The following is a 23,027-nucleotide window of genomic DNA, read 5'->3' on the forward strand; positions in this document are numbered from 1 at the left end:
GCTCCCGCAGTCCAGCTCCTACAGGCCGTCCGACGCGCCGAGGCCGGTGAGCGCGCCCACCGGGTCCAGGTCCGGGGTGCCTCTGGGCCACCAGTCGTCGTGGCCCGGTTCCGACTCGTAGGCGTACCAGAGGCCGTCCCGGCCCAGGCGGAGCTGGAGGTGGCCGGCGGGGTGGGTGAGGTGGTTGTGCCAGGGGCGGAACACCGGCAGGTCGGCGGCGAGCAGCAGCGGCCGGGCCCGGTCGAAGCGGCCGGCCGGCGGATCCCAGGGCTCCTCCAGGACGGCCAGCCCCTCCAGGCCGCCCTGGCGCCAGGCGGCGACCGCGCGCGCCAGGTCGCCCGGGGTGCGGCCGACGGCGTCCGCGAGGGACGCGTACAGGGCGCGGGTGGACGCGGTCAGGCCGGAACCGGGGCGGGCGGCGGCGAGCCGCACCGCGTCCTGCCAGAGGGTCAGTTCGCCGACCGGGTCGCGCCCGGTGGCGAGCAGGGCGTGGGCGCGGGCGGCGGCGTCGGTGGCGAGCTGGTCCAGCGCGAAGGGGTCGGGGCCGCCGGGCACCCCCGGATAGACCGGGGGCTGCTCGGGGTGCGGCGGAACCGGCAACGGGGGCGGCAGCGGCGGGAGTCGGCGGGGCAGGAGAGCCTCGGAGGCGCGGACGCCGGGCAGCGGCGCCGGCTGCCGTTCCCGGGCGGCGCGGGCCGCGTTGCGGCGGGACAGCGCGTCGAGCACCTCGCGTTCCCCTCGGCCGCGCAGCAGAAGCAGCACGAACGGGTCGGCGTCCAGCAGCCGCGCGGTCTGGTAGCAGAGGGCGGCCGCGTGCTTGCAGGGGTGCCCGAAGTCCGGGCAGCTGCACCGGGGTTCGAGCTCGCCCGGGCCCGGGAGCAGCGGGACCCCGCTGTCGGCGAGGGCCTGCGGCAGCTCCTTGTCCAGCAGCGCCGCGATGTCTCCGGGGCGGTCGGCGGCGGCCTCCAGGAACCGCTCCCACTCGTCCTCGCCGAAGGTGCGCAGGCCTAGCTGCACGCGGTACGGCCGGGGCCGGCTCCCCTGCACATACGCCAGCACCAGCCCCGGCGTCACCGTGATCGCGTCCACATGCCCCTGCTCGGCATAACTCCGGCCCCGCGCGAGCCGCTTGACGTCCAACGCGCCCTCTTCGAGCGCCCTGACCCAGGCGTTGCCCCACCAGGTCTCGGCGAAGTCGGCACCGGAGGCGGCGGCCTCGGCGCGGGACGGAAGGGAAAGGGAGGGGAAGGTACGGCGGAGTTCGGTGTCGCGGTGGGGGGTGGCCATGGTGCGGGGGAGGTGGGGGGCGGCGGGGGTGGCCGGAGCGGCATAGGCGGCGGGGGCGTTCGGGGTGTCGGTCTCCGGAGGGCGGGAGGTGGCGGGCGGTGGGGAGGCGGAGGTACTCGTGGCCGCCGGGTCGCCGGTCGGCGGTGGGGAGACGGAGGCGCTCGTGGCCGCCGGATCGCCGGTTAGTGTGCCGATCGTGGGCGGGAGGTCGGCCTCTGCGGTGGCCTCGGGCTCGTCGTCGGCCGGGGGCATCCGGAACGCGGTGGCCAGGAACTGCTTCAGGTCACGCGCGGTGCTGTGGCGGGGCGCGGCGGGCGCGTGCGGCGACGGCAGCGGGCGCACCACGCGGGCCGGTGCCGCCGAGGACGCCTCTGCCACGGCCTCTGCGGCCCGCCGCCGCTCCTCGCGGGCCGCACGCAGTGCCTGCCGGGCGACGTCACCGGGGCGGGCGCCGCCGGCACCGGGCTCGGGCCGGGCTGCGTCCGTAGCGGCGTCCCGTGCTGCGTCGGAAACGGCGTCCCGGATCGCATCCGTAGCGGCGTCCCGGGCTCCGTGCGGGGCGGTCTCCTCTGCGTCGGTCTCGTGAGGTCCGAAGCCGGAATCGGGACCGCCGAAGCCGGAACCGGAACGGCCGGAACCGCCTGCGCCGCCGGAGGCGGTGGCCTCCTCCTCCGTTCCCTCGGTTTCCACAGCCCCCTTCGCCACCTTCGCGGCGACGGCCGTCCGCAGCGCCAGACGCGCGGCGTCTCCCGGCCTCGGTGCCGGTCCCGGTGCCGGTCCCGGGGACATGGCTCCGCTCCCCCGCGAGCCGGCACCGGACGCCTGTTCTCCGGATCCGGCCGCGCCGGGCGCCTGCTCCGGGCGGTGCGCCGTGCCCTCGGCCGACTCCGCCGACGCCGGGCCCGTGCCCTCGCCGGTGGTCGTCCCGGCGCCCCCGGTCTCCGCCCCGCGCTCCCGCGCCGCCCGCAGTGCGCGTCGTGCCGCGTCGCCCGGCCGCTGTTCGCCGCCCTCGCTCATGACGTCCTCCGCAGCGAGACCAGGTCGGACAGCTCACGGTCGGTCAGTTCGGTCAGGGCGGCCTCGCCGGAGCCGAGGATCGCGTCGGCGAGGGCCCGCTTGGACTCCAGCATCTCGGCGATGCGGTCCTCGACGGTGCCCTCGGTGACCAGGCGGTGGACCTGGACCGGCTGGGTCTGGCCGATGCGGTACGCGCGATCGGTGGCCTGTTCCTCCACGGCCGGGTTCCACCAGCGGTCGAAGTGGACGACATGGCCCGCGCGGGTGAGGTTGAGTCCGGTGCCCGCGGCCTTCAGGGAGAGGACGAGGACCGGGGTCGCGCCGGCCTGGAAGCGGTCGACCATGCGCTCCCGCTCCGGGACCGGTGTGCCGCCGTGCAGCAGGTCGACCGGGACCGCGCGGGCCTGGAGGTGCGCGGTGATCATGCGGGCCATGCCGACGTACTGGGTGAAGACCAGTACCGAGCCGTCCTCGGCGAGGACGGTGTCCAGCAGTTCGTCGAGCAGGGTGAGCTTGCCGGAGCGGGCGGCCAGGGTGTCCGGGCGGCCGTCCTCCTTCAGGTACAGCGCGGGGTGGTCGCAGATCTGCTTCAGGGCGCCGAGGAGCTTGAGCACCAGGCCGCGCCGCGCGATGCCCTCCGCGGTCTCGATGGCGAGCAGCGACTCGCGCACCACCGCCTCGTACAGGGCGGCCTGTTCGCGGGTGAGCGGGACCGGGTGGTCGGTCTCGGTCTTGGGCGGGAGTTCGGGGACGATCCCGGGGTCGGACTTCTTGCGGCGGAGGAGGAAGGGGCGGACCAGGCGGGCGAGCCTGGTCACGGCCTCCGCGTCCTCGCCGTTCTCCACGGCACGCGCGTGCCGGGCGCGGAAGGACTTCAGCGGGCCGAGGAGGCCGGGGGTGGTCCAGTCGAGCAGGGCCCAGAGCTCGGAGAGGTTGTTCTCCACGGGGGTGCCGGTGAGGGCCACGCGCGCCGGGGACGGAATCGTGCGCAGGGCTTTGGCGGTCGCCGAGTAGGGGTTCTTGACGTGCTGCGCCTCGTCGGCGACGACCATGCCCCAGGGCTGTTCGGCGAGCCGCGCGGCCGTGGCGCGCATGGTGCCGTAGGTCGTGAGGACGAAGCCGCCGTCGAGGCCGTCCAGGGTGCGGTCGGGGCCGTGGAAGCGGCGGACCGGGACGCCGGGCGCGAACCGGGCGATCTCCCGCTGCCAGTTGCCCAGCAGGGAGGCCGGGCAGACCACCAGGGTCGGTTCGGTCCGGGCCCGCTTGAGGTGCAGGGCGATGACGGTGATGGTCTTGCCGAGGCCCATGTCGTCGGCGAGACAGCCGCCGAGGCCGAGGGAGGTCATGAGGTCGAGCCAGGCCAGGCCACGGAGCTGGTAGTCGCGCAGGGTGGCGTGCAGTCCGGCGGGCGGTTCCGCCGGGTGGATGCCGGCGGTGAGGCGGTCGCGGAGGGCCGCGAGGAGGCCGACGGGGACCGCCTCGACGGTCTCGCCGTCCACCTCGGCCTCGCCGGTGAGCGCCACGGAGAGCGCGTCGACCGGGTCGAGCAGGCCCAGTTCGCGTTTGCGGGCCTTGCGGACCAGGGCCGGGTCGACCAGTACCCAGCTGTCCCGCAGCCGGACCACCGGCCGGTGTGCCTCGGCGAGCGCGTCCATCTCGGCCTCGCTGAGCGGGTCGCCGCCGATCGCCAGCTGCCAGCGGAACTGGAGCAGTTCCTCGCCTTCGAAGAAGCCGGTGCCGTCGGTCGCGGACCCGGGGGCGGGGCGGATGACGGCCGAGGCGGTCAGGTCCTGTGCCAGGTCGCGGGGCCAGTGCACGGCGACCCCGGCCGCCGAGAGCCTGGTCGCCGCCACCCCGAGCAGCTCGCCCAGCTCCTCCTCGCAGAGCGCGAGCACGTCCGGCACGTCCTGTTCCGCGAGCCGGTCCAGCGGTGGCCAGACCCGCGCGACCCGGCGCACGGCCAGTGCCGCGTCCACGCGCGCGCGGGGGCCGAAGGCGGCGTCGGACCGCCCCGCCCACAGCGCCGCCGCGTCGGTCACCAGGGTGGGGTCGGCGAGGCTGTGCACCTGGACGATCGCCGCTCCCGCGCGGGGCGCGCCCTCGCCGTCGTCGAACAGGTCGTACGCCGAGAGGTCCAGGCGCAGGGAGATGCGCACGCCGGCGTCCATGCCGGCGGCGACCTCCGCGGCCCACTCTCGGGCGTCGGGCAGCCGCTGTGCCTCGCGGGCGGCGAAGGGCCTGCCCGAGGTGTGGGGCGCGGCCGGGGTGCGGGGCAGGGTGTCGGCGACCGCGTCCAGGAAGGAGCGGATCAGCGCCTCCGGCCGGGGCAGCAGCAGCGGACCGGGGCCGGGCAGCGGGACGGCGTGGCCCTCGGCGGGCAGGGCGGCGGCGACCGCGCGCAGGTGGGCGATGTCGGCGGGTTCCAGCGGGCCGGCCCGCCAGGCGTCGTGCCCGGCCGGGGTCAGGCCGGGCAGCAGGCGGCCTCGGGCGGCGAGCCGCAGCGCGTGCTGGGCGGCGGCTCCCCAGCAGGCGGTGGCGGGGTGGGCGGCCGGGTCGCGGCGGGCCCGGACGAGCAGCGGGAGGGCCTCGGCGAGCGGCAGGGTCAGCGCGGGCACCTGCCGGCGGCGGACACCGGCACCGTGCGGTCGTACGACCGTCAGGTCCTCGGTCGCGGAACCGGTCGCGGCGGCGGGCAGTGGGGCGCCCTCCGGGTCCCAGAAGGCCATCCGGCCGTGGCGTGGGAGGTCGGCGGGCAGATAGATCGCGGCGAGGCGCACGGGCACGCCGTCTGGGGTCTCGGTCACCGTGCCGCTCATACGTTCTGCCACCTCCCGCCCGGTTGTCGGATCAGACGTCTCCGACTGTACGGGCGGGGTCTGACAATCGGCCCTGGCGACCGGCCGCGGCCACGGCCACGGCCACGGCCACGGCCACGGCCGGGTACTACGGGACGGTGCGCGAGACCACGTAGATCATCGGGTAGTCGGGGTCGGCCGTGTTCACGACCACGTCCTGGGTGGGCGCCGGGTTCTTCTGCTTGTGCGTCAGGCCCGACCAGGCGCCGGGACCGGTGAACTTCCAGCCGGTGATCTTCTGGTCGCGGGCGCTGATGCTGATGTCGTCCTTCTTGAGGGCGTCCCGGTTGACGCCCATGCCCTCCAGGAAGCTGTCCAGGCCGGCGCTGTTGGTGCGGAACTGGACGTAGAGACGGCTGGTCTTCCAGTTGTTCGTCTCGTAGTACGCGATCGTGTCGGCCGGGTGCGGGACCGGCACCTGGTACAGGCGTCGCTGCACCTTCGACGGCCAGCCCTCGGTGAGGCCGGTCGCCGAGTACTTGGACTCCTTGTCCTTGCCGCTGTTGCGGCTCTGGTTGGCGGAGATCACCAGATAGCCGGCCGGTACGCCGATGAGCAGCACGATGATCAGCAGCGTGAGCGTCCGGCGGCGGGCCTTGTGGCCCGGGGTCTCGGACGGACGGCGGTGCGGTTCGTCGGGCGGCGCGGCCTGGCGGGGCAGCGAAGCGGTCATGCGGTGTCCCGGGTACGGCGGGCCTCCGCGTACCGCTCGTAGCGCTCGTACCGCTCCACCCGGCGCCGGTTGGCGCGCCGGAACCGGCGGGCGACGAGCCGGGCGAGGTCGGCGGCGCCGACCATGCCGGCCTCGGGGCCCAGCTGGGCTCGGGCGATCCGGGCCTCGGGGCGGTAGCCGCGGCCGGTGAGCTGGCGCTTGAACGCGTCGCGCGCGGGGCCGATCAGCAGGTCGTCGGCGGCGCTGACGCCACCGCCGATCACGAAGCAGGAGGGGTCGAGGGCGGCGGCGAGGTTGGCGATGCCGACGCCGAGCCACTGGCCGATGTCCTGGAGCAGCTCGATGCACATCGCGTCGCCCTCGCGGGCCAGCTCGGTGATCATCGGGCCGCTGATCTCGTTGATGTTGCCCTTGACGTGCTCGATGATCCCGTACGCCACCGGGGAGTCGGCCGCCGCCAGCTCCTTGGCCTCGCGGACCAGCGCGTTGCCGGAGCTGTACTGCTCCCAGCAGCCGCGGTTGCCGCACGGGCAGCGGTGGCCGCCGGGCACGACCTGCATGTGTCCGAACTCGCCGGCGACGCCGTACTTGCCGCGCTTGACCTGGCCGTCCTCCAGGATCGCGCCGCCGATGCCGGTGCCGAGTGTGATCATGACCAGGTGGTCCTCGCCGCGGCCGGCGCCGAACCGCCACTCCGCCCAGGCGGCGGCGTTGGCGTCGTTGTCGACCAGGACGGGCACCGCGAGGCGGCCGGCGAGGCGGTCGCGCAGCGGCTCGTTGCGCCAGGACAGGTGCGGGGCGAACAGGACGCGGTTGCGGTCGGCGTCGACCCAGCCGGCCGCGCCGATGCCGACCGCGTGCACGTCGTGCCGGTCGGACAGGTCCAGGACCAGCTCGACGATCGTGTCCTCGACGACCTTCGGGCTCTTGGACTTGTCCGGGGTCTCCGTGCGGAGTTTCTCCAGGATGTTGCCGTCGGCGTCCACGACGCCCGCCATGACCTTGGTGCCGCCGATGTCGATGCCCACCGTTGGCACACGGGGTGCTGTCAGGTGGGAGCGGCGTTCCCGGGTGCCGACGGTTCGCAGGACCGGGGCACGGCGGGAGCCGATGGGGGCGGTGAGGTCGCGGTAGGTGCTCATCGGGCTCGATTCTGCCGCACGCCGACGCCGAGTGCCGTTCGGGGGACATAAAGGGGGGTGCGCGTGCGTCGCCTGGTGCGGGTGGTCGGTGGCTGGTCGCGCAGTTCCCCGCGCCCCTAGGTCCGCTGCAGTTCGTGGCGTAGAGACTCGAGGTCGCTTCCGCCTGCCATCTGGCGGGTCAGCTCGTCCAGCGTGATCGCTTCACGTGTGTGGCTCCCTACCATCGTGCCTCGCCTGAGCAGCACGAACCTGTCCCCCACCAGGTACGCGTGATGCGGGTTATGGGTGATCAACACAACACCCAGGCCCTGGTCGCGTGCCGCCGCCACGTATTTCAGGACCACACCTGACTGCTTCACGCCCAGTGCGGCCGTGGGCTCGTCGAGGATCAGGACCTTGGCGCCGAAGTACACGGCCCGTGCGATGGCCACGCACTGGCGTTCGCCGCCCGACAGGGTGCCGATGGGCTGGTCGACGTCGCGGAGGTCGATGCCCATGCGGAGGAGTTCGGTGTGGGTGGTGCGGCGCATGAAGTCGACGTCGAGGCGTTTGAGAAGGCCCTTGCGGGGCTCGGAGCCGAGGAAGAAGTTGCGCCAGACCGGCATGAGCGGGACCACGGCCAGGTCCTGGTGGACGGTGGCGATGCCGCGGTCGAGGGCGTCGCGCGGGGAGGCCAGGGTGGTCTCCTCGCCGTCGATGTGCAGGGTGCCGCCGTCGTGGCCGTGCAGCCCCGCGACGATCTTGATGAGCGTGGACTTGCCGGCGCCGTTGTCGCCGAGGACGCAGGTGATCTCGCCCGCGTGGACCTCCAGGGAGACGCCTTCCAGGGCGCGGACGGTGCCGTAGTGCTTGCTGACGTCGGTCAGCCGGACGAGGGTCATGCGGTGGCCTCCGCGCGCTTGCGGACCCAGGTGTTGAGCAGGGTCGCGAGGAGCAGCATCGCTCCGAGGAAGAACTTGAACCAGTCGGGGTTCCACTCGGCGAAGACGATGCCCTTGCTGGTCATGCCGAAGAGGAGCGCGCCGACCGCCGAGCCGACCGCGCTGCCGTGGCCGCCGGTGATCAGGCAGCCGCCGATGACGGCCGCGATGATGTAGATCAGCTCGTTGCCGACGCCCTCGCCGGACTGGACGGCGTCGTACGAGAAGAGCAGGTGCTGGCCGGAGATCCAGGCGCCGAACGCCACGCCCATGTAGAGGCCGATCTTGGTCCTGGCGACGGGGACGCCGACCGCGCGGGCCGCGTCCTGGTTGCCGCCGACCGCGAAGATCCAGTTGCCGGTGCGGGTGCGCAGCAGGATCCAGGAGGCCATGGCGACCAGGGCGAGCCACCACAGGATCGTGATCTTGAAGTCGACCCCGCCGACCGTGACGGTGGAGGCGAAGACCGCGCGGGCGGACGCGAAGCCCTCCATGTCGGCGACGGTCTTGGTGGAGACCGTGCCGTCGACGAGCTTGGTGAGGCCCAGGTTCGCGCCGGTCAGCATCAGGAAGGTGCCCAGGGTGACGATGAAGCTGGGCAGCCGGGTGCGGGTGAGCACGTAGCCGTTGAAGGCGCCGACGGCGAGGGTGACCAGCAGGGAGACGCCCACGCCGACCCAGGTGTTCGCCGTCATCTGGTAGCTGAACATCGAGGAGACCAGCGCGGACGAGGTCACCAGGACGCCCGCCGAGAGGTCGAACTCGCCGCCGATCATCAGCAGCGCCACCGGGACGGCCATGATGCCGATCGTCGAGGAGGCGTAGAGGACCGTGCTGATGCTGGGGGCGCGCAGGAAGCCGTCGGCGGCCACCGCGAAGAAGAGGAAGACGGCGACCGCGCCGACGACCGAGCCCAGTTCCGGACGGGAGAGGAGCTTCCGCGGGACCGAGGTCTGCAGAATCCTTTCTTCAGGAGTTTCGCCCAACGTCTCTTCAGGAGTTTGGTCCAGCGTCGCGCTCATCGGGTGCCCCGCTCGGTGTACTTCGCGAGCGCGCCCGCCTGGTCCTTGGTGATGATCTGCGGACCGGTGAGCACCGGCCGGCCGCCGCCGAGGACGTCGCCGTTGTACTTGTAGAGCCACAGCAGGTCGACCGCCTGGTAGCCCTGGAGGTACGGCTGCTGGTCCACGGCGAAGCCGAGGGTGCCGTTCTCCAGTTCGGCGGCGACCTTGGCGTTGAGGTCGAAGGTGTCGACCTCGGCCTCGCTGCCGGCGTCCGTCCTCGCCTTCACGGCGGTGTCGGCGTACGGCGCCCCGAGGGTGACGACGGCGTCGATGGACTTGTCGGCCTGGAGCTTGGCCTCGATCGAGGACTGCACGTCGGGCATGTTGGTGCCGTTGACGTAGAGGTTCTCGACCGTGCCGGAGAAGTTCTCGGCGACACCCGCGCAGCGCTGCTCGTGGCCGACGTTGCCCTGCTCGTGCAGGACGCACAGGGCCTTCCTCTTCCCCCGCCGGTTCAGCTCGTCGCCGACCGCCTGGCCCGCGATGGTCTCGTCCTGGCCGATGTGCGTGAGGGCGCCGAAGGCCTTGGACTCCGCGGAACCGGAGTTGACCGTGATCACCGGGATGCCGGCCTTCTCGGCCCGGGCCACGGCCGCCTTGAGGGCGTCGGGCTTGGCGAGGGTGACGATGATGCCGTCGACCTTCTTGTCGACCGCCGCGTCCACGAGCTGCGCCTGCTGCTGGGCCTCGTCGTCGTGCGAGTAGAGGAAGTGGATGTTGTCCTTGCGGGCGGCCTGCTCGGCGCCGCTCTGCACGATGTCCCAGAAGGTGTCGCCGTCTCCCGAGTGGGTGATCATCGCGAAGGTCCAGCGGGGGGTGTTCACCGCCGCCCTGCCCTGGGCCGCCGCCGCGTCGCGGGCGTCCTCCGCCCGCTTGCCGCCGGTACTGCTGCAGCCGGCGAGGGTGACGCTCAGCGCCCCCGCCACCGCGATGCCCACCCAGGTCCGAAACCGTGCCACGAGGCCGTGCCCTTCTTGCCGTGCTCATACGTGCGAGAGGGGCGGGCGAGCTCACCGTGGGTGACCACCGACGGCGACCTCGCCTGCCCCAAAAGCATCAGTATCGAACACGGGGTACACCCCTGACAGGGGTGGGTGCACTCCACCGTGAATTTGTCCGGACATTACGACTGACGGAATGTCGGATTCCGGGCGGCGTTCAGGACCGTACGAGGAGCTGGAACTCGAAGGAGTAGCGGGTCGGCCGGTAGATGTGGTCGCCGAACTCGACGGCGCGGCCGGTGTCGTCGTACGTGGTGCGCTGCATGGTGAGCAGCGGGGCCCCCTCCGGCTCGGCGAGCCGCTCGCCCTCGGCGCCGGTGGCGCCGCGCGCGCCGATCGACTGGCGGGCGCTGTGCAGGGTGATCCCGGCGGCCCGCATCAGGCGGTAGAGGCCGGTCGCCTCCAGCTGCGCGGTGTCCAGGTCGAGCAGTCCGGGCGGCAGGTAGTTGGTCAGGTACGCCATCGGCTCGCCGTGCGCCAGCCGCAGCCGTTCGACCCGGTGCACCTCGGTGCCCTCGGCCACCCCGAGCGCGGCGGCGACCTCGGCGGAGGCCGGGACGACCGTGTTGACCAGCACCTTCGTCGCGGGACGCTGACCGGCCGACTCCAGGTCGTCGTAGAGGCTGCTGAGTTCCAGGGGGCGTTTCACCTGGCTGTGCACGACCTGGGTGCCGACACCCCGGCGACGGACCAGGAGGCCCTTGTCGACGAGGGACTGGATGGCCTGCCGGACGGTCGGGCGGGACAGGCCGAGCCGTGCGGCCAGCTCGATCTCGTTGCCCAGCAGGCTGCCGGGGGTGAGCGAGCCGTGCTCGATGGCCGCCTCCAGCTGCTGCGCGAGCTGGAAGTACAACGGCACCGGCGAGCTCCGGTCCACACTGAGGTCGAGCGTGACGGTCGGGTCCACATCTGGTTTCGGCACGGGCCCGAGCGTATCTCCGTGACGGGTTGACGGGAAGTTGTGTAGTTCGATTGTCCGGACATACGGATTGACAGCGCACGGGGTCCACCAGCACCTTGTTCCCATGCGCATCGGGGTCATCGGTACGGGCCGCATCGGCACCATCCACGCGAACACGCTCAGCCGCAATCGCGAGGTCGGATCGCTGATCCTGACGGACGTGGACCCGGCGCGGGCCCAGGATCTGGCACACCGCCTCGGGGAGACGGCGGCACCGGGGACCGACGAGATCTTCAAGTGGGGCGTGGACGCCGTGGTGATCACCACCGCGACCTCCGCGCACGCCGACCTGATCGGCCGGGCCGCGCGCTCCGGGCTGCCGGTCTTCTGCGAGAAGCCGATCGCCCTCGACCTGCCGGGGACGCTGCACGCCCTGGCCGAGGTGGAGAAGGCCGGCACGGTCCTGCAGATGGGCTTCCAGCGGCGCTTCGACAAGGGGTACATCGGCGCCCGGGAGGCCGTGCGCTCGGGCCGGCTCGGACGGCTGCACACCGTGCGGGCGCTCACCTCCGACCAGTCGCCGCCCCCGCCGGAGTGGCTGCCGCTGTCCGGCGGGCTGTTCCGGGACACCCTGATCCACGACTTCGACGTGCTGCGCTGGGTGACCGGCCGGGAGGTCGTCGACGTGTACGCGACCGGCTCGGACGCCGGGCCCGCGATGTTCCGCGAGGCCGGGGACGTGGACACGGGCGCGGCGGTGCTCACCCTGGACGACGGCATGCTCGCCACGGCGACGGCGACCCGGCTGAACGGCGCCGGGTACGACGTGCGGATGGAGCTCTCCGGCGAGCGCGACACCGTGGTGGTCGGCCTCGACGACCGTACGCCGGTGGCCTCGACCGAGCCGACCGGGCCGCCGCCCGCGGACAAGCCCTGGCCCGGCTTCCTGGAGCGGTTCGGGCCCGCCTACGAGGCCGAGCTGTGCGCCTTCGTCGACGTGGTCCGCGGCGCCCTGGCCAACCCGTGCGACGGCCGCGAGGCCCTCCAGGCGCTGCGGATCGCCGAGGCCTGCGAACTCTCCCGGCACGAGCGAAGACCGGTGGCACTGGCGGAGATCCCGGACCGCCTGGCCTGACCGGCGGCGCAGGGGGGCGGACCGGGGTGCCACCAGCGGACAGGGCCACCAGCGGACAGGGCCACCAGCGGACGGGGCTACCAGCGGACGGGGAGTCGCCGCACGCCTCTCATCAGGGTGCCCGGCAGCCACTCCCCCTGCGGGCCGTCCAGGGACAGGTGCGGGGCGCGCTCCAGCAGGGCGCGCAGGGCGATGCGGCCCTCCAGGCGGGCCAGGGGTGCGCCCAGGCAGTAGTGGATGCCGTGGCCGAAGGCGAGGTGGCCGCGGTTGTCCCGGCGGATGTCGAAGCGGTCGGGCTCGGGATAGCGGGCGCCGTCCCGGTCGGCGGCGGTGAGGCCGATCATCACGGGTTCGCCCCGGCCGACGGCGGCGCCGGCGATCTCCAGGGGCTCGGCGGCGTACCGGTACGTCGCGTTCTCCACCGGGCCCTCCCAGCGCAGCACCTCCTCGACCGCGCCCTCCAGGAGGCTCATGTCGGCGCGCAGATCGGCGAGTTGGTCCGGGTGGGTGAGCAGGGCGAGGACGCCGTTGCCGATGAGGTTGACGGTGGTCTCGTGGCCGGCGATCAGCAGGACGTAGGCCATTCCGCGCAGTTCCTCGACGGAGAGGCGGTCGCCGTCCTCGGCGGTGGTGCGGATCAGGTCGCTGAGCAGGTCGCCGCCGGGGCCCGCGCACCGCTTGTCCTCGATGAGCTCCTTCAGGTACTCGGCGAGCGCGACGAAGGAGTCGTACTCGCTGCCCGGATCGCTGGGCGCGACGACCTCGTTGGAGAGTTTCCGGAACCGCTCGCGGTCCAGCTCGGGGACGCCGAGCAGTTCGCTGATCACGGTGATCGGCAGGGGGTAGGCGAGGGCGTCGATGAGGTCGGCGCGGCCGCGCGGGAGCATCTCGTCGAGCAGCCGGCCGGTGATCTCCTGGATCCGCGGCTCCAGTTCGGCCACCCGCCGGGCGGTGAAGGCGCGGGTGACGATGGAGCGCAGCCGGGTGTGCTGGGGCGGGTCGGCGACCAGCAGGTATCTGCCGATCAGCTCCTCGTCCATGAACCGGAAGCCGATCCTGCCGGTGTCCTTGGCCAGCCGGGGGTCGGCGAGCGCCGCGCGCGCCTCCTCGTACCCCACGACCAGCCAGGTCTCGTGGTACTGGTCGGCGGCCGGCAGCCGGACCCGGTGCACCGGGCCGCGCTCGCGCAGCCGGGCGTACACCGGGTGCGGATCGGTGCGGAAGCCGTCGCCGAACTCGCTCAGGTCGATCACTCGCGTCATGCGCTGCCCCCTTCAGGACGCGTCCCCCGAAGTCATCCTGGTACTACCGCAACGCACCGGCCCCTCAATTGGTGCCCTCGCCCTCCGGCAGCCCGGCGTCGTACGCCAGCAGGGCGATCTGCACGCGGTTGTTGAGGCCGAGCTTGGCCAGGATGCGGGAGACATGGGTCTTGACGGTGGCGACGCTCATGAAGAGGCCGGTGGCGATCTCGGCGTTGGCGAGGCCCCGGCCGACCGCGACGGCGACCTCGCGTTCGCGGTCGTTGAGGGCGGTGAGCCGGTCACGCGCGCGTGCCTGCCGGGTGTCGGCCCGGGCGCCCGCCGCGTGCCGCATGAGCTGCCGGGTGACGGCGGGCGACAGGACGGGGTCGCCGGCCGCGACCCGGCGGACCGCGTCGACGATCTCGGCGGGCGGGGTGTCCTTGAGGACGAAACCGGCGGCTCCCGCGCGCAGGGCGTGCAGCACCTGTTCGTCGGCGTGGAAGGTGGTCAGGACGACGACCTCGGGGGCGTCCGGGCGGGCACGCAGCCGCTCGGTCGCGGTGAGACCGTCCACGGACGGCATCCGGATGTCCATCAGGACGACGTCCGGCCGGGTGCGGTCGACGAGTGCCTCGACCTCGGCGCCGTCGGCGCCCTCCCCGACGATCTCGATGTCCTCGGCGCCGCCCATCATGAGGGACAGCCCGGCCCGCACCAGCGGGTCGTCGTCCACGAGCAGCAGTCTGATGGCGGTGGCGGCGGTCATGGCTCCAACGTAATCACGCGGGCAGGGCATCACGGGGTCGTTCAGGCCGCGGGCCAGGGCAGCCGGGCCCGTACCTCGAAGCCGCCGTCCTCGGTGGCCCGGTGGTCGAGGCGTCCCCCGGCCAGCGTGGCGCGTTCGGTCAGGCCGATCAGCCCCTGGCCGGAGCCGGGGACGTGCGGGGCCTCGGTCTCGGGTGCGGGGTTGCGCACGGTGATGTCCAGGCCGTCGCCGGGGGCGCCGGTGACGCGGACGGTGACCTCGGCGCCCGGGGCGTGCTTGCGGGCGTTGGTGAGGCCCTCCTGGGCGATGCGGTAGGCGGTGCGGCCGACGGAGGCGGGGACCGCCGCCGGGTCGCCGACATGGCTGTCCAGCACCACCTTCATGCCGGCTCCGCGCGATTCGGCGACCAGCGCCTCCAGTGCGGCCAGGGTGGGCTGGGGGCGGCCGCCCGCCTCGTCGCCGTCGGCCGCGCGCAGCACGCCGATGATCTCGCGCAGGTCCTGGAGGGCCTCGTGGGCGCTCTCCCGGATGACCCCGGCGGCGCGGGCGATCTCCTCCCGGGGCGCGTCGGGCCGGAACTCCAGGGCGCCCGCGTGCACGCTGAGCAGGGTCAGCCGGTGGGCGAGGACGTCGTGCATCTCGCGGGCGATGGCCTCCCGGGCCAGCCGCTGGGCCCGTTCGGCGCGCAGCCCGGCCTCGGTCTCGGCCCGCCGGGCGCGGTCGCGCAGGGTGAGCATCAGCTGCCGTTTGGTGCGGACGAACATGCCGAGGCAGGCCACCAGCAGGGTCATCAGCGAGGCCAGCACCACGACCACGAGGTAGGGCAGGTCGGGGTCGGGCCGGAGCCAGTAGAAGAGCGGGACCAGGGCGAGGTTGACGACGGTGATCCAGGCCAGGTGCCGGAAGGGGCGGTGCACGGCCACCGTGAACAGGGCGACCATGGAGGCGCCGCCCGCGGTGGCGGAGACGAAGCTGACCGGGATCATCGCCAGCGCCAGGCCGAGCGGCCAGCGGCGGCGCAGCCAGACCGCGCCGCAGGCGAGGCCGCCGATCAGCAGGTCGGCGACGGCGAAGGCGTGCGGGAGGTCCGTCTCCTGCCGGACGGTCTTCGCGCCGGCCGCGCCCACCAGGACGGCCAGCAGGAAGCAGCTGAAGTCGACGAGCCAGTCCCGCGCGGTACGGCGGGGGCGCCGTCCGGCCCGGTCGGGGTCGGCATCGAGTTCATGGAGCACGGAGGACGGGAAGAGCCACCGTCGGCCCTCGAACGTCCGTACTGGGATGTCACCGCTCACGGTCGACAAATCTACGCAGGCCCGGTCCGCGGGACCGCCCCGCGCACGGGATCGTCGACCAAAGTCGTGCGCGCGTGGACTTTCGACGGACCACGCGCGCGAGGGCGCGGCCTTGTGACGGCGACGACTCGCCCCACGGCCGATGGCATGGGGGGAAGCCGTGGGGCGAGGGTCGTGCCGTGAGACAGCTGCTGGAAGTGCTCGGATTCGTCGCTCTGCTGCAAGGTGTGCTCGGCCTGCTGCACGAGTTCACCCACTGGCGGGTGGGCCTCCTGCGCCGGCTGGGCCTCCTCGACGGCTACGGCGTGTACGCGAGCGTCACGCTGATCGTGCCGGCGTGCGCGCTGTTCGCCGTCGCGGAGAGCCGGAGGTCCGGCTGAACGCGGACCGGACCTCCGGCTGGTCGCGCCGTTCCTGGCGGTCGACCGGTCGGTTCGGTCAGCGTGTCAGCAGCCGAAGTCGATCAGGTCGAACGTGACGTAGTGGTCCGCCGTGTAGTAGTCCTCCTGGTACTCCTCGCCGGTCACGATGCGTCGTGCGCCGCGCGTGGAGGAACCGGGCGTCTTCACGGTGTACTCGTGGTAGTAGCCGCTGGGCTGGCTCGGCAGGACGCCCTCCTGGTTGCGGAAGACGGTCCCGTCCTGCGAGTACGGGAACGGACCGTCCGACGCGATCAGGTCGAGCGTGTCGTACGCCTGCGAGGGCAGGTCGCTGTAGCAGATGCTGCCGACCGAGGCGGCAGCCGCGTCCGCCGTGGTGGCGGCGGTGACGGTGCCGCCGACCAGGAGGGCGGACAGCAGGGCGCCGGCGGCGCCGATGCGGGTGATTCGTGGGGGGAATCTCATGGCTCCATGATGACGCGCGTAGACAGTGGCATGTCAATGACAAGTCCGAAGAATTTCCCGTCAAGTCCCTTTCGTTTTCAGGGAGTTAACCTGCGACTAGGCGTTTCGCCGCCCCGCTCGCTGCTCCGCGATGTACGAGCCGTAGGCGGGGCGGCCCGCGACCTCGTACGACTGGATGGAGACGCCCGCCCCGGTGACCCGTCCGTCGGTGTGCCGGAACTTCGTCGGCACGGCGCCCTCCTGGAAGAAACGGCGGCCGGAGCCCAGCACGACCGGGAACGTCACCAGGTGGAGGACGTCGAGGAGGCCGAGGTCCAGCAGGGAGCGGACCAGGGCGCCGCTGCCGTGCACCTGGAGCTCGCCGTCGGTGCGCTCCCTGAGCGTCGTGACCTCCTTGGCGAGGTCGCCGCCGAGGACCGTGGTGCCGGACCAGCCGGGGTCGGTGAGGGTCGCGGAGGGGACGTACTTCGGGAGGGCGTTCAGCTTGGCGGCGACCAGGTCGGCCGGGTCGGTCTCCTTCGGCCAGTAGGCGGCGAAGATGTCGTACGTACGGCGGCCCAGCAGGAAGGCGCCGGCCCGGTCGAAGACCTCGGTCACGAACCGGCCGAAGTCCTCGTCGCCGTAGTGGAAGCTCCAGCCGCCGTGCGTGAAGCCGCCACTGGGGTCCTCCTCGGGGCCGCCGGGCGCCTGGTAGACGCCGTCGAGGGTGACGAACATGGTGGAGACGAGCTTGCCCATGGCGGGTTCCTGCTTCCTGGGACGGGGTCCGTTGTCATCGGTTCAGACCCCCGCGGCGCCCGCGACTCATCGGTCGCCGCCCCGGCTTCTCATCCCGCGTGCGTCGAGAACAGCCCGCCGGTCGGGCCCTGCTTGTCGCCGCCCTGGGCCTTCTTCAGGGCGTTGGCGAGGCCCTCGATGGTGAGCGACTGCAGGATCACCCGGCCGTGGCCCTCCAGGGTGGCCAGGGAGAGGCCCTCGCCGCCGAAGACGGCGTTCATGAGGCCCTGGCGGTTGAGGCCGCCGATGCGCTGGACGCCGTACTGGATGCCCTCCTCGAAGGCGACGACACAGCCCGTGTCGACCTCGATACGGCCGCCGAAGTCGGCGGGGTTGAGGTCGATGAAGTTGCCCGCGCCGGCGATGATCACCGTGCCGCGGCCGGTGAACTTCTCCAGGATGAAGCCCTCGCCGCCGCTCATGCCGGTGCGGCCGCCCTGGAAGGCGATGCCGAACTCGACGCTGGACTCGGCCGCCACGAAGGCGTCCTTCTCGGCGAACCACGCGCGCGTGCCGTCCAGTTCCAGCGCGCGCATCTCGCCGGGGAGCACGCCCGCGAAGCCGACGGTGCCCTCGCCGCCCTGGGCGGTGAAGTACTGGAACGCCAGCGACTCACCGGCGAGCATGCGCTGGCCGACCTGCATGGCGGTGCCCATGGCCTGGCGCAGCATGCCGCCCATGCCGCCGCCACCGCCGCCCTGCGGCTGCCCGCCGCCGTTCGGGCCGCCGAGCCGGGTCTCCATGGTCACGTTCGCCGTCTTGAACAGGAACTTGCCGGCCTCGCAGTACACGGTCTGGCCGGGGTACAGGTTGACGACCGCCATCTGCATGGCGTTGCCGACGATCTCTTGCTGAAGGGTCACGAGGGAAGAACGCCGGAACCGGTCCGAAGAGTTCCACCGGCCCGCGCTCTCGCCCGTCTCCCGAACTCGGCGTCGGTTCCCCGCCAGCACCCCGGTGCCCCGGCCGCTGGGATGGATCCATGACAACGACTTACGGATCCCTGCACGGCAGGGTGGCCCTGGTGACCGGCGGCAGCCGGGGCATCGGCGCGGCGACGGCGCTGCGGCTCGCCCGCGAGGGCGCGGACGTGGCCGTCACCTACGTACACGGCAAGGAGGCGGCCGAGGACGTCGTACGGCGGGCCGAGGCGCTGGGGCGGCGGGCGGTGGCGCTGCGCGCGGACTCCTCGGACGCGGACGAGGCGGCGGGCGCGGTGGAGCGTACGGCCGCCGCCCTGGGCGGCTTCGACGTGCTGGTGAACAACGTCGGCCTGGGCGTGCTCGGGCCGCTGTCCGGCCTGTCGCTCGACGATGTCGACCGGGTCCTGGCGGTGAACGTCCGCGGGGTGTTCCTGGCCTCGCAGGCGGCGGCCGCGCGGATGACGGCCGGCGGACGGATCATCACGATCGGCACCTGCATGACGCACCGGGTGCCGGGGCCCGGCGGAACCCTGTACGCGACCAGCAAGTCGGCCCTGGCCGGCCTGACGAAGGCGTTGGCGCGCGAGCTCGGGGAGCGCGGGATCACCGCGAACATCGTGCACCCCGGGCCGACCGACACCGACATGAACCCGGCGGACGGCCCCTACGCGGCCGGGCAGGCCGCGATGACGGCGCTGGGGCGCTTCGGCACGGCGGACGAGGTGGCCGCGACGGTGGCGTATCTCGCCGGCGCGGACTACGTCACGGGCGCGGAGTTCGCGGTGGACGGCGGCCACGCGGCCTGACGCCGACGTTCAGCGGGCCGAGCCGGGCGCCTCCGGCTCGGCCTGTTCGGCCCGTTCGGTCCGTTCGGTCCGTTCGGTCCGTTCGGTCCGTTCGGTCCGTTCGGTCCGTTCGGTCCGTTCGGTCCGTTCGGCCTGGAGGATCCCGGTGGGCCTGGAGGATCCCGGTGGGCGGATTCACCGTCGGGTAGTACAGCAGCACGCCCATCGGATGCCCCCGCCTCGTCGATGCCGACGGGAGCAACCACAGCGAGGCGCACCGGCGCCGGGGGCCGGTGCGCCTTGTGGGGTCAGCCGCCCAGTTCCTGGTGGCGGGCGGCGAGTTCGGCGGTGCCCGCCTCGGTGAGCGAGCCGTGCAGGCGGAGGCGGGAGATGCCGCCGTCCGGGAAGATGTCCACGCGCGCGTGCGTGCCCACGGCCGGGGCGGCCAGGACGAAGCGGTGGTTCGTGTCGGGCTGGAGGCGGGTGCGCGGGAGGAGCTCCGTCCAGGTGCCGTCCTCGCCGTCCCTGACGGACACCGACGCCCAGCCCGCGCTGTTGCCCTTCAGGTACGCCGTGTCGATCTCGACGGCGCGGATCTGGGACTGGGCCGCCAGCCGGTAGCGGATCCAGTCGTTGCCCCGGTCGCGGCGCCGGCGGGTCTCCCAGCCGTCGTCCATCTTGCGGGAGCGGCCCGGCTGGATGGTGTTGGTGGCCGGGGAGTAGAAGAGGTCGGAGGCGTCCTCGACCCGGCCGCCGTTCTCCAGGGCGGCCACGTCGAACGTGCCGAGCGCGGCGAGCCAGCCCGGGTCCGGGACAACCTCGCCGTACACCCGCAGCCGCGCGATGCCGCCGTCGGGGTGCTGGTTGACGCGCAGGTGGGTGAAGCGCTGTTCGACGGAGACGGCGAAGCCGTTCGCCGCGTGGCCGCCGACGGGGGTGCGGGGGACGAGGGTCGTCCACTTCACGTCGTCGCCGAGCAGTTCCCGCGGGGACGGGGAGCCGGCGACCGAGGTGCCCTCGACCGACACCGCCTGCGGGTAGTTGCCGCGGAAGTGGGCCGTGTCGACGACGATCCCGCGGACGACACCGGGGGCGCCGAGGCGGACCAGCGCCCAGTCGTGGTCCTCGGCCGTCGGCCAGGGGTGCTCGGCCGAGACACCGCGCCTGCGGCGGGTCTCCCAGCCGTCCATGATCTTGCCCTTGTGCCCGAAGTGCTCGGGGTCGAACTCGGCCCGCCCGGGCACCAGCAGGTTCTCCCGCTGGGCGAAGAACTCGTCGTTGGCGGCGATGACACCGGCGCCGAGCTGCCTGCCCGCGAGGTCGACGTACCGGGTGAAGGGGAAGTCGGCGGTGCGGTAGTCCGCGTACGGGTCGCCGCCGGAGTAGGGGTGCGCGTCGCCGGTGAAGCTCGGGATGGCCGTCAAAGAAGGTCTTCCTTTCGGGTGTCGGCCGCTGCGGGTGCGGGAGGGAGCGGAAGGTCAGGGGGTACGGGTGAGGAGGCGGCCCGTCGGGGGCGTGAACACGCCGTCCGCGACGATGCGTTCGCCGCGCAGCCAGGTCGACCTCACGACGCCGTACAGGGTCCTGCCGGCGTACGCGGTGACCCGGTTGCGGTGCTGCAGGCCCGCCGGATCCACGGTGAAGGTCGCGTCGGGCGCGAGGACCGCGAAGTCGGCGTCCCGGCCGGGTGCGATGGCGCCCTTGCGGTCGTCGAGGCCGACGAGCGCGGCCGTGCGGGCCGACATCCAGCGGACCACGTCCTCCAGACCGTGGCCGCGCCCGCGGGCCTCCGTCCACACGGCGGCGAGGCTGAGCTGGAGGCCGGAGATGCCGCCCCAGGCGGTCGCGAAGTCGTCGGTCTTCAGGTCGGCCGTGGCGGGCGAGTGGTCGGTGACCACGCAGTCGATGGTGCCGTCGGCCAGTGCCTGCCAGAGCAGGTCCTGGTTGGCCGCCTCGCGGATCGGCGGGCAGCACTTGAACTCGCTGGCGCCGTCGGGGACTTCCTCGGCGGTGAGGGTGAGGTAGTGCGGGCAGGTCTCGACGGTGAGCCGGACGCCCTCCGCCTTGGCCGCCGCGATCAGGGGCAGCGCGTCGGACGAGGACAGGTGCAGGACGTGCACGCGCGCGTCGAGGCGTTTCGCCTGGGCGATCAGCTGGGCGATCGCGGTGTCCTCGGCGTCGCGCGGGCGGGAGGCGAGGAAGTCGGCGTACTTCGGGCCGCCGTGCTGCGGGGCGGCTGCCAGGTGGTGCGGGTCCTCGGCGTGCACGATCAGCAGGCCGCCGAAGGAGGCGATCTCCGCCAGCGACCGGGCGAGCTGCTCCTGGTCGAGGTGCGGGAACTCGTCCACGCCGGACGGCGACAGGAACGCCTTGAAGCCGAAGACGCCGGCCTCGTGCAGCGGGCGCAACTCCTTGACGTTGTCGGGCAGCGCGCCGCCCCAGAAGCCGACGTCGATGTGCGCCTTGTCGGCCGCGACCTCCTGTTTGACCCGGAGGTGGTCGACGGTCGTGGTCGGCGGGAGGGAGTTGAGCGGCATGTCGACGAGGGTGGTGATGCCGCCGGCCGCCGCCGCGCGCGTGGCGGTCCAGAAGCCCTCCCACTCGGTACGGCCCGGATCGTTCACGTGGACGTGGGTGTCCACCAGGCCCGGCAGCAGGACGTCGTCGCCGAGGTCCTCCAGGCGGGCGCCCTCCGGGACGGGGGCGTCGTGGGGCAGTACGGCCGTGATCGTCCCGGCGGACACGGTGACCGAGGCGGCCCGTGTCCCCTCCGGGGTGATGACGCGCGTCGAGCGCAGCACCAGTTCAGCGTCGGACACCCGGACCCCTCTCTCTGCCGCCGTTTTACTTCCAGGAAACGGGATTTACACCCACGTAATGGAATTCAACGTTCTGTTGAAGGAGTCTTCACTCCCGCCCCCGCGCCGTCAAGGGCACACTGCTTCTCGGGGCCACGCGGGCGTCCACTCTGGACGTTTCCACAAAGCGGAATTACAATTCCGGCAAGCAGAACGTAGCTATGTACGACCGGGGAGTCAACCGACTGCCGGGTAGGCTGCTGCCCTTCCTGTCAGTCCCGAAAGGAACGCGCCGTGCCGACGTCCAGCGCCAGCACCACCGACTCCGCCAAGTCCGGCGGCGGGGTCCAGTCCCTCGAGCGCGCCTTCGATCTGCTGGAGCGGATGGCGGACGCGGGCGGCGAGGTCGGCCTCAGCGAGCTGTCCGCGAGCAGCGGGCTGCCGTTGCCGACGATCCACCGGCTGATGCGCACGCTGGTCGCCTGCGGCTATGTGCGCCAGCAGGCCAACCGGCGGTACGCGCTCGGGCCCCGGCTGATCCGGCTCGGCGAGTCGGCGTCCCGGCTGCTGGGGACCTGGGCGCGGCCGTACCTCGCGCGGCTGGTCGACGAGACCGGGGAGACGGCGAACATGGCGCTGCTCGACGGGGACGAGATCGTGTACGTGGCGCAGGTGCCGTCGAAGCACTCGATGAGGATGTTCACCGAGGTGGGACGCCGGGTGCTGCCGCACTCGACCGGGGTGGGGAAGGCCTTGCTGGCGAACGTGCCGGACGCCGAGGTGCGGGCGTTGCTGGGGCGGACGGGGATGCCTGCGGCGACGGAGAAGACCATTACGACACCGGACGGCTTCCTCGGCGCGCTGGAGGAGGTGCGCCGGCTGGGGTATGCCGTGGACGACAACGAGCAGGAGGTCGGGGTGCGGTGCCTGGCGGTGTCCGTGCCGGACTCGCCCACCGCGGCGGCCATTTCGATCTCCGGGCCCGCGGGGCGGGTCACGGAGGCGGCGACGGAGAAGATCGTGCCGGTGCTGCAGCAGGTGGCTGTGGAGTTGTCCCAGGCGTTGGCGAGTTCGGGGGCCTGAGGGGTAGGGGCCGGTTCACCGTTGGCGGGTGCGGGTTGTGCGTGGCTGGTCGCGCCCACGCGGCGGAGCCGCATGTCGACAGGGGCCCCGCGCCCCTAGGTGAATGACCGCGCCCTTCGCCTTCAAGTCCTCGGCGTCTCCCCGAACAGGTCGACCGCCTCGCGTACGTCCGAGAGGCCGCGGGACAGGGCGCTGACGGAGCCGATGGCGCCCGCGATCAGTAACAGGGAGCGGCGCAGGCGGGGGATTTCGGGCATGCCGCCGGTGGCCATGGCCGCGAGGGCGGCCAGTTCGTCCTCCGCTATGACGCGGTCCGGGAACTCGGCCGGGTGTGCGGCGAGTTCACGGCGCAGGCGGGAGACCGCCGTGCGTAGTTCCGTCACCCTCGGATCATCGTCGCTGCCGGTCACTGGCCTCTGTCCCAAGCTCCGCAACACAGCTCTCCCCCCTCGCCAGGTGTCCCGTGGCGTTGGTCGGGCGCCTGGGGACGCGGGTCAGTAAACGCCCTCACGTACGGAG

Annotated in this window: 21 protein-coding genes; 4 read left to right on the forward strand and 17 right to left on the reverse strand. The window is 72.9% G+C overall.

Translation table 11 applies throughout. The annotated features are described in order from the left end of the window. Positions 1-18: 18 nt before the first annotated feature. The 8 genes from ACGFZS_RS23090 to ACGFZS_RS23125 form a co-directional block, all read right to left on the reverse strand. Positions 19-2,304: an SWIM zinc finger family protein gene (locus ACGFZS_RS23090; RefSeq protein WP_393796706.1), complete on the reverse strand. Its 2,286-nt coding sequence runs from the start codon at positions 2,302-2,304 to the stop codon at positions 19-21. Beyond that, positions 2,301-5,120 (reverse strand): SNF2-related protein, encoded by a 2,820-nt coding sequence (locus ACGFZS_RS23095; RefSeq protein WP_393796707.1) that lies wholly within the window; start codon positions 5,118-5,120, stop codon positions 2,301-2,303. The genes ACGFZS_RS23090 and ACGFZS_RS23095 overlap by 4 nt, the downstream gene beginning before the upstream one ends. 127 nt (positions 5,121-5,247) lie before the next feature. Continuing rightward, positions 5,248-5,832, reverse strand: a complete 585-nt coding sequence (locus tag ACGFZS_RS23100) for a sugar kinase (protein ID WP_393796708.1) — start codon at positions 5,830-5,832, stop codon at positions 5,248-5,250. After that, a complete protein-coding gene (locus ACGFZS_RS23105; RefSeq protein WP_351729869.1) occupies positions 5,829-6,974 on the reverse strand; it encodes an ROK family glucokinase in 1,146 nt (381 codons plus the stop codon). Before ACGFZS_RS23105 ends, ACGFZS_RS23100 begins: the two co-directional genes overlap by 4 nt. A gap of 116 nt (positions 6,975-7,090) precedes the next feature. Next, positions 7,091-7,855, reverse strand: a complete 765-nt coding sequence (locus ACGFZS_RS23110; protein ID WP_393796709.1) for an ATP-binding cassette domain-containing protein — start codon at positions 7,853-7,855, stop codon at positions 7,091-7,093. Then, a complete protein-coding gene (locus ACGFZS_RS23115) occupies positions 7,852-8,916 on the reverse strand; it encodes an ABC transporter permease (RefSeq protein WP_393796710.1) in 1,065 nt (354 codons plus the stop codon). Before ACGFZS_RS23115 ends, ACGFZS_RS23110 begins: the two co-directional genes overlap by 4 nt. After that, positions 8,913-9,917 carry a sugar ABC transporter substrate-binding protein gene (locus ACGFZS_RS23120; RefSeq protein WP_393796711.1) on the reverse strand — a complete coding sequence of 335 codons (1,005 nt, stop codon included), beginning with the start codon at positions 9,915-9,917 and terminating at the stop codon, positions 8,913-8,915. Before ACGFZS_RS23120 ends, ACGFZS_RS23115 begins: the two co-directional genes overlap by 4 nt. A gap of 199 nt (positions 9,918-10,116) precedes the next feature. Next, a complete protein-coding gene (locus tag ACGFZS_RS23125; RefSeq protein WP_393797008.1) occupies positions 10,117-10,866 on the reverse strand; it encodes a GntR family transcriptional regulator in 750 nt (249 codons plus the stop codon). 118 nt (positions 10,867-10,984) lie between these two features. Between ACGFZS_RS23125 and ACGFZS_RS23130 the strand changes: the two genes are divergently transcribed. Beyond that, on the forward strand, positions 10,985-11,995 hold the full coding sequence (locus ACGFZS_RS23130; RefSeq protein ID WP_393796712.1) for a Gfo/Idh/MocA family oxidoreductase: 1,011 nt from the start codon (positions 10,985-10,987) through the stop codon (positions 11,993-11,995). Positions 11,996-12,072: 77 nt separating this feature from the next. Here ACGFZS_RS23130 and ACGFZS_RS23135 read toward each other — a convergent pair whose 3' ends face one another. From ACGFZS_RS23135 to ACGFZS_RS23145, 3 genes are all read right to left on the reverse strand, one after another. Further along, positions 12,073-13,257, reverse strand: coding sequence for a cytochrome P450 (locus ACGFZS_RS23135; protein ID WP_393796713.1), 1,185 nt, complete (start codon positions 13,255-13,257; stop codon positions 12,073-12,075). Positions 13,258-13,321: 64 nt separating this feature from the next. Beyond that, positions 13,322-14,005: a response regulator gene (locus ACGFZS_RS23140; protein WP_393796714.1), complete on the reverse strand. Its 684-nt coding sequence runs from the start codon at positions 14,003-14,005 to the stop codon at positions 13,322-13,324. 41 nt (positions 14,006-14,046) lie between these two features. Continuing rightward, positions 14,047-15,306 carry a histidine kinase gene (locus tag ACGFZS_RS23145; protein ID WP_393796715.1) on the reverse strand — a complete coding sequence of 420 codons (1,260 nt, stop codon included), beginning with the start codon at positions 15,304-15,306 and terminating at the stop codon, positions 14,047-14,049. Positions 15,307-15,476: 170 nt separating this feature from the next. On the opposite strand from ACGFZS_RS23145, the gene ACGFZS_RS23150 reads away from it, so the two are divergent. Then, a complete protein-coding gene (locus ACGFZS_RS23150) occupies positions 15,477-15,677 on the forward strand; it encodes a hypothetical protein (protein ID WP_393796716.1) in 201 nt (66 codons plus the stop codon). Between the two features lie 66 nt (positions 15,678-15,743). On the opposite strand, the gene ACGFZS_RS23155 is transcribed toward ACGFZS_RS23150, so the two are convergent. The 3 genes from ACGFZS_RS23155 to ACGFZS_RS23165 form a co-directional block, all read right to left on the reverse strand. Continuing rightward, positions 15,744-16,142: a ribonuclease domain-containing protein gene (locus ACGFZS_RS23155; protein ID WP_393653821.1), complete on the reverse strand. Its 399-nt coding sequence runs from the start codon at positions 16,140-16,142 to the stop codon at positions 15,744-15,746. Between the two features lie 96 nt (positions 16,143-16,238). Further along, on the reverse strand, positions 16,239-16,880 hold the full coding sequence (locus tag ACGFZS_RS23160) for a dihydrofolate reductase family protein (RefSeq protein ID WP_393796717.1): 642 nt from the start codon (positions 16,878-16,880) through the stop codon (positions 16,239-16,241). Positions 16,881-16,969: 89 nt separating this feature from the next. Continuing rightward, entirely contained in the window at positions 16,970-17,782 is an 813-nt protein-coding gene (locus tag ACGFZS_RS23165; protein WP_393796718.1) for an AIM24 family protein, read from the reverse strand. 119 nt (positions 17,783-17,901) lie between these two features. Between ACGFZS_RS23165 and ACGFZS_RS23170 the strand changes: the two genes are divergently transcribed. Then, positions 17,902-18,648 carry an SDR family oxidoreductase gene (locus ACGFZS_RS23170; protein ID WP_393796719.1) on the forward strand — a complete coding sequence of 249 codons (747 nt, stop codon included), beginning with the start codon at positions 17,902-17,904 and terminating at the stop codon, positions 18,646-18,648. Between the two features lie 287 nt (positions 18,649-18,935). Here the strand turns inward: ACGFZS_RS23170 and alc are convergent, their stop codons facing one another. Next, complete coding sequence (gene alc / locus ACGFZS_RS23175) at positions 18,936-20,051, reverse strand: allantoicase (protein ID WP_393796720.1); 1,116 nt, start codon at positions 20,049-20,051, stop codon at positions 18,936-18,938. Positions 20,052-20,105: 54 nt separating this feature from the next. After that, on the reverse strand, positions 20,106-21,446 hold the full coding sequence (gene allB, locus ACGFZS_RS23180; RefSeq protein WP_393796721.1) for an allantoinase AllB: 1,341 nt from the start codon (positions 21,444-21,446) through the stop codon (positions 20,106-20,108). A 273-nt stretch (positions 21,447-21,719) separates the two neighbouring features. Between allB and ACGFZS_RS23185 the strand changes: the two genes are divergently transcribed. Then, positions 21,720-22,508, forward strand: a complete 789-nt coding sequence (locus ACGFZS_RS23185) for an IclR family transcriptional regulator (protein WP_393796722.1) — start codon at positions 21,720-21,722, stop codon at positions 22,506-22,508. Positions 22,509-22,630: 122 nt separating this feature from the next. Here the strand turns inward: ACGFZS_RS23185 and ACGFZS_RS23190 are convergent, their stop codons facing one another. Beyond that, a complete protein-coding gene (locus ACGFZS_RS23190) occupies positions 22,631-22,945 on the reverse strand; it encodes a DUF5955 family protein (RefSeq protein ID WP_359225275.1) in 315 nt (104 codons plus the stop codon). Positions 22,946-23,027: the final 82 nt, after the last annotated feature.

It is taken from the genome of Streptomyces sp. NPDC048288 (genome assembly GCF_043201555.1).
Lineage (GTDB): Bacteria > Actinomycetota > Actinomycetes > Streptomycetales > Streptomycetaceae > Streptomyces.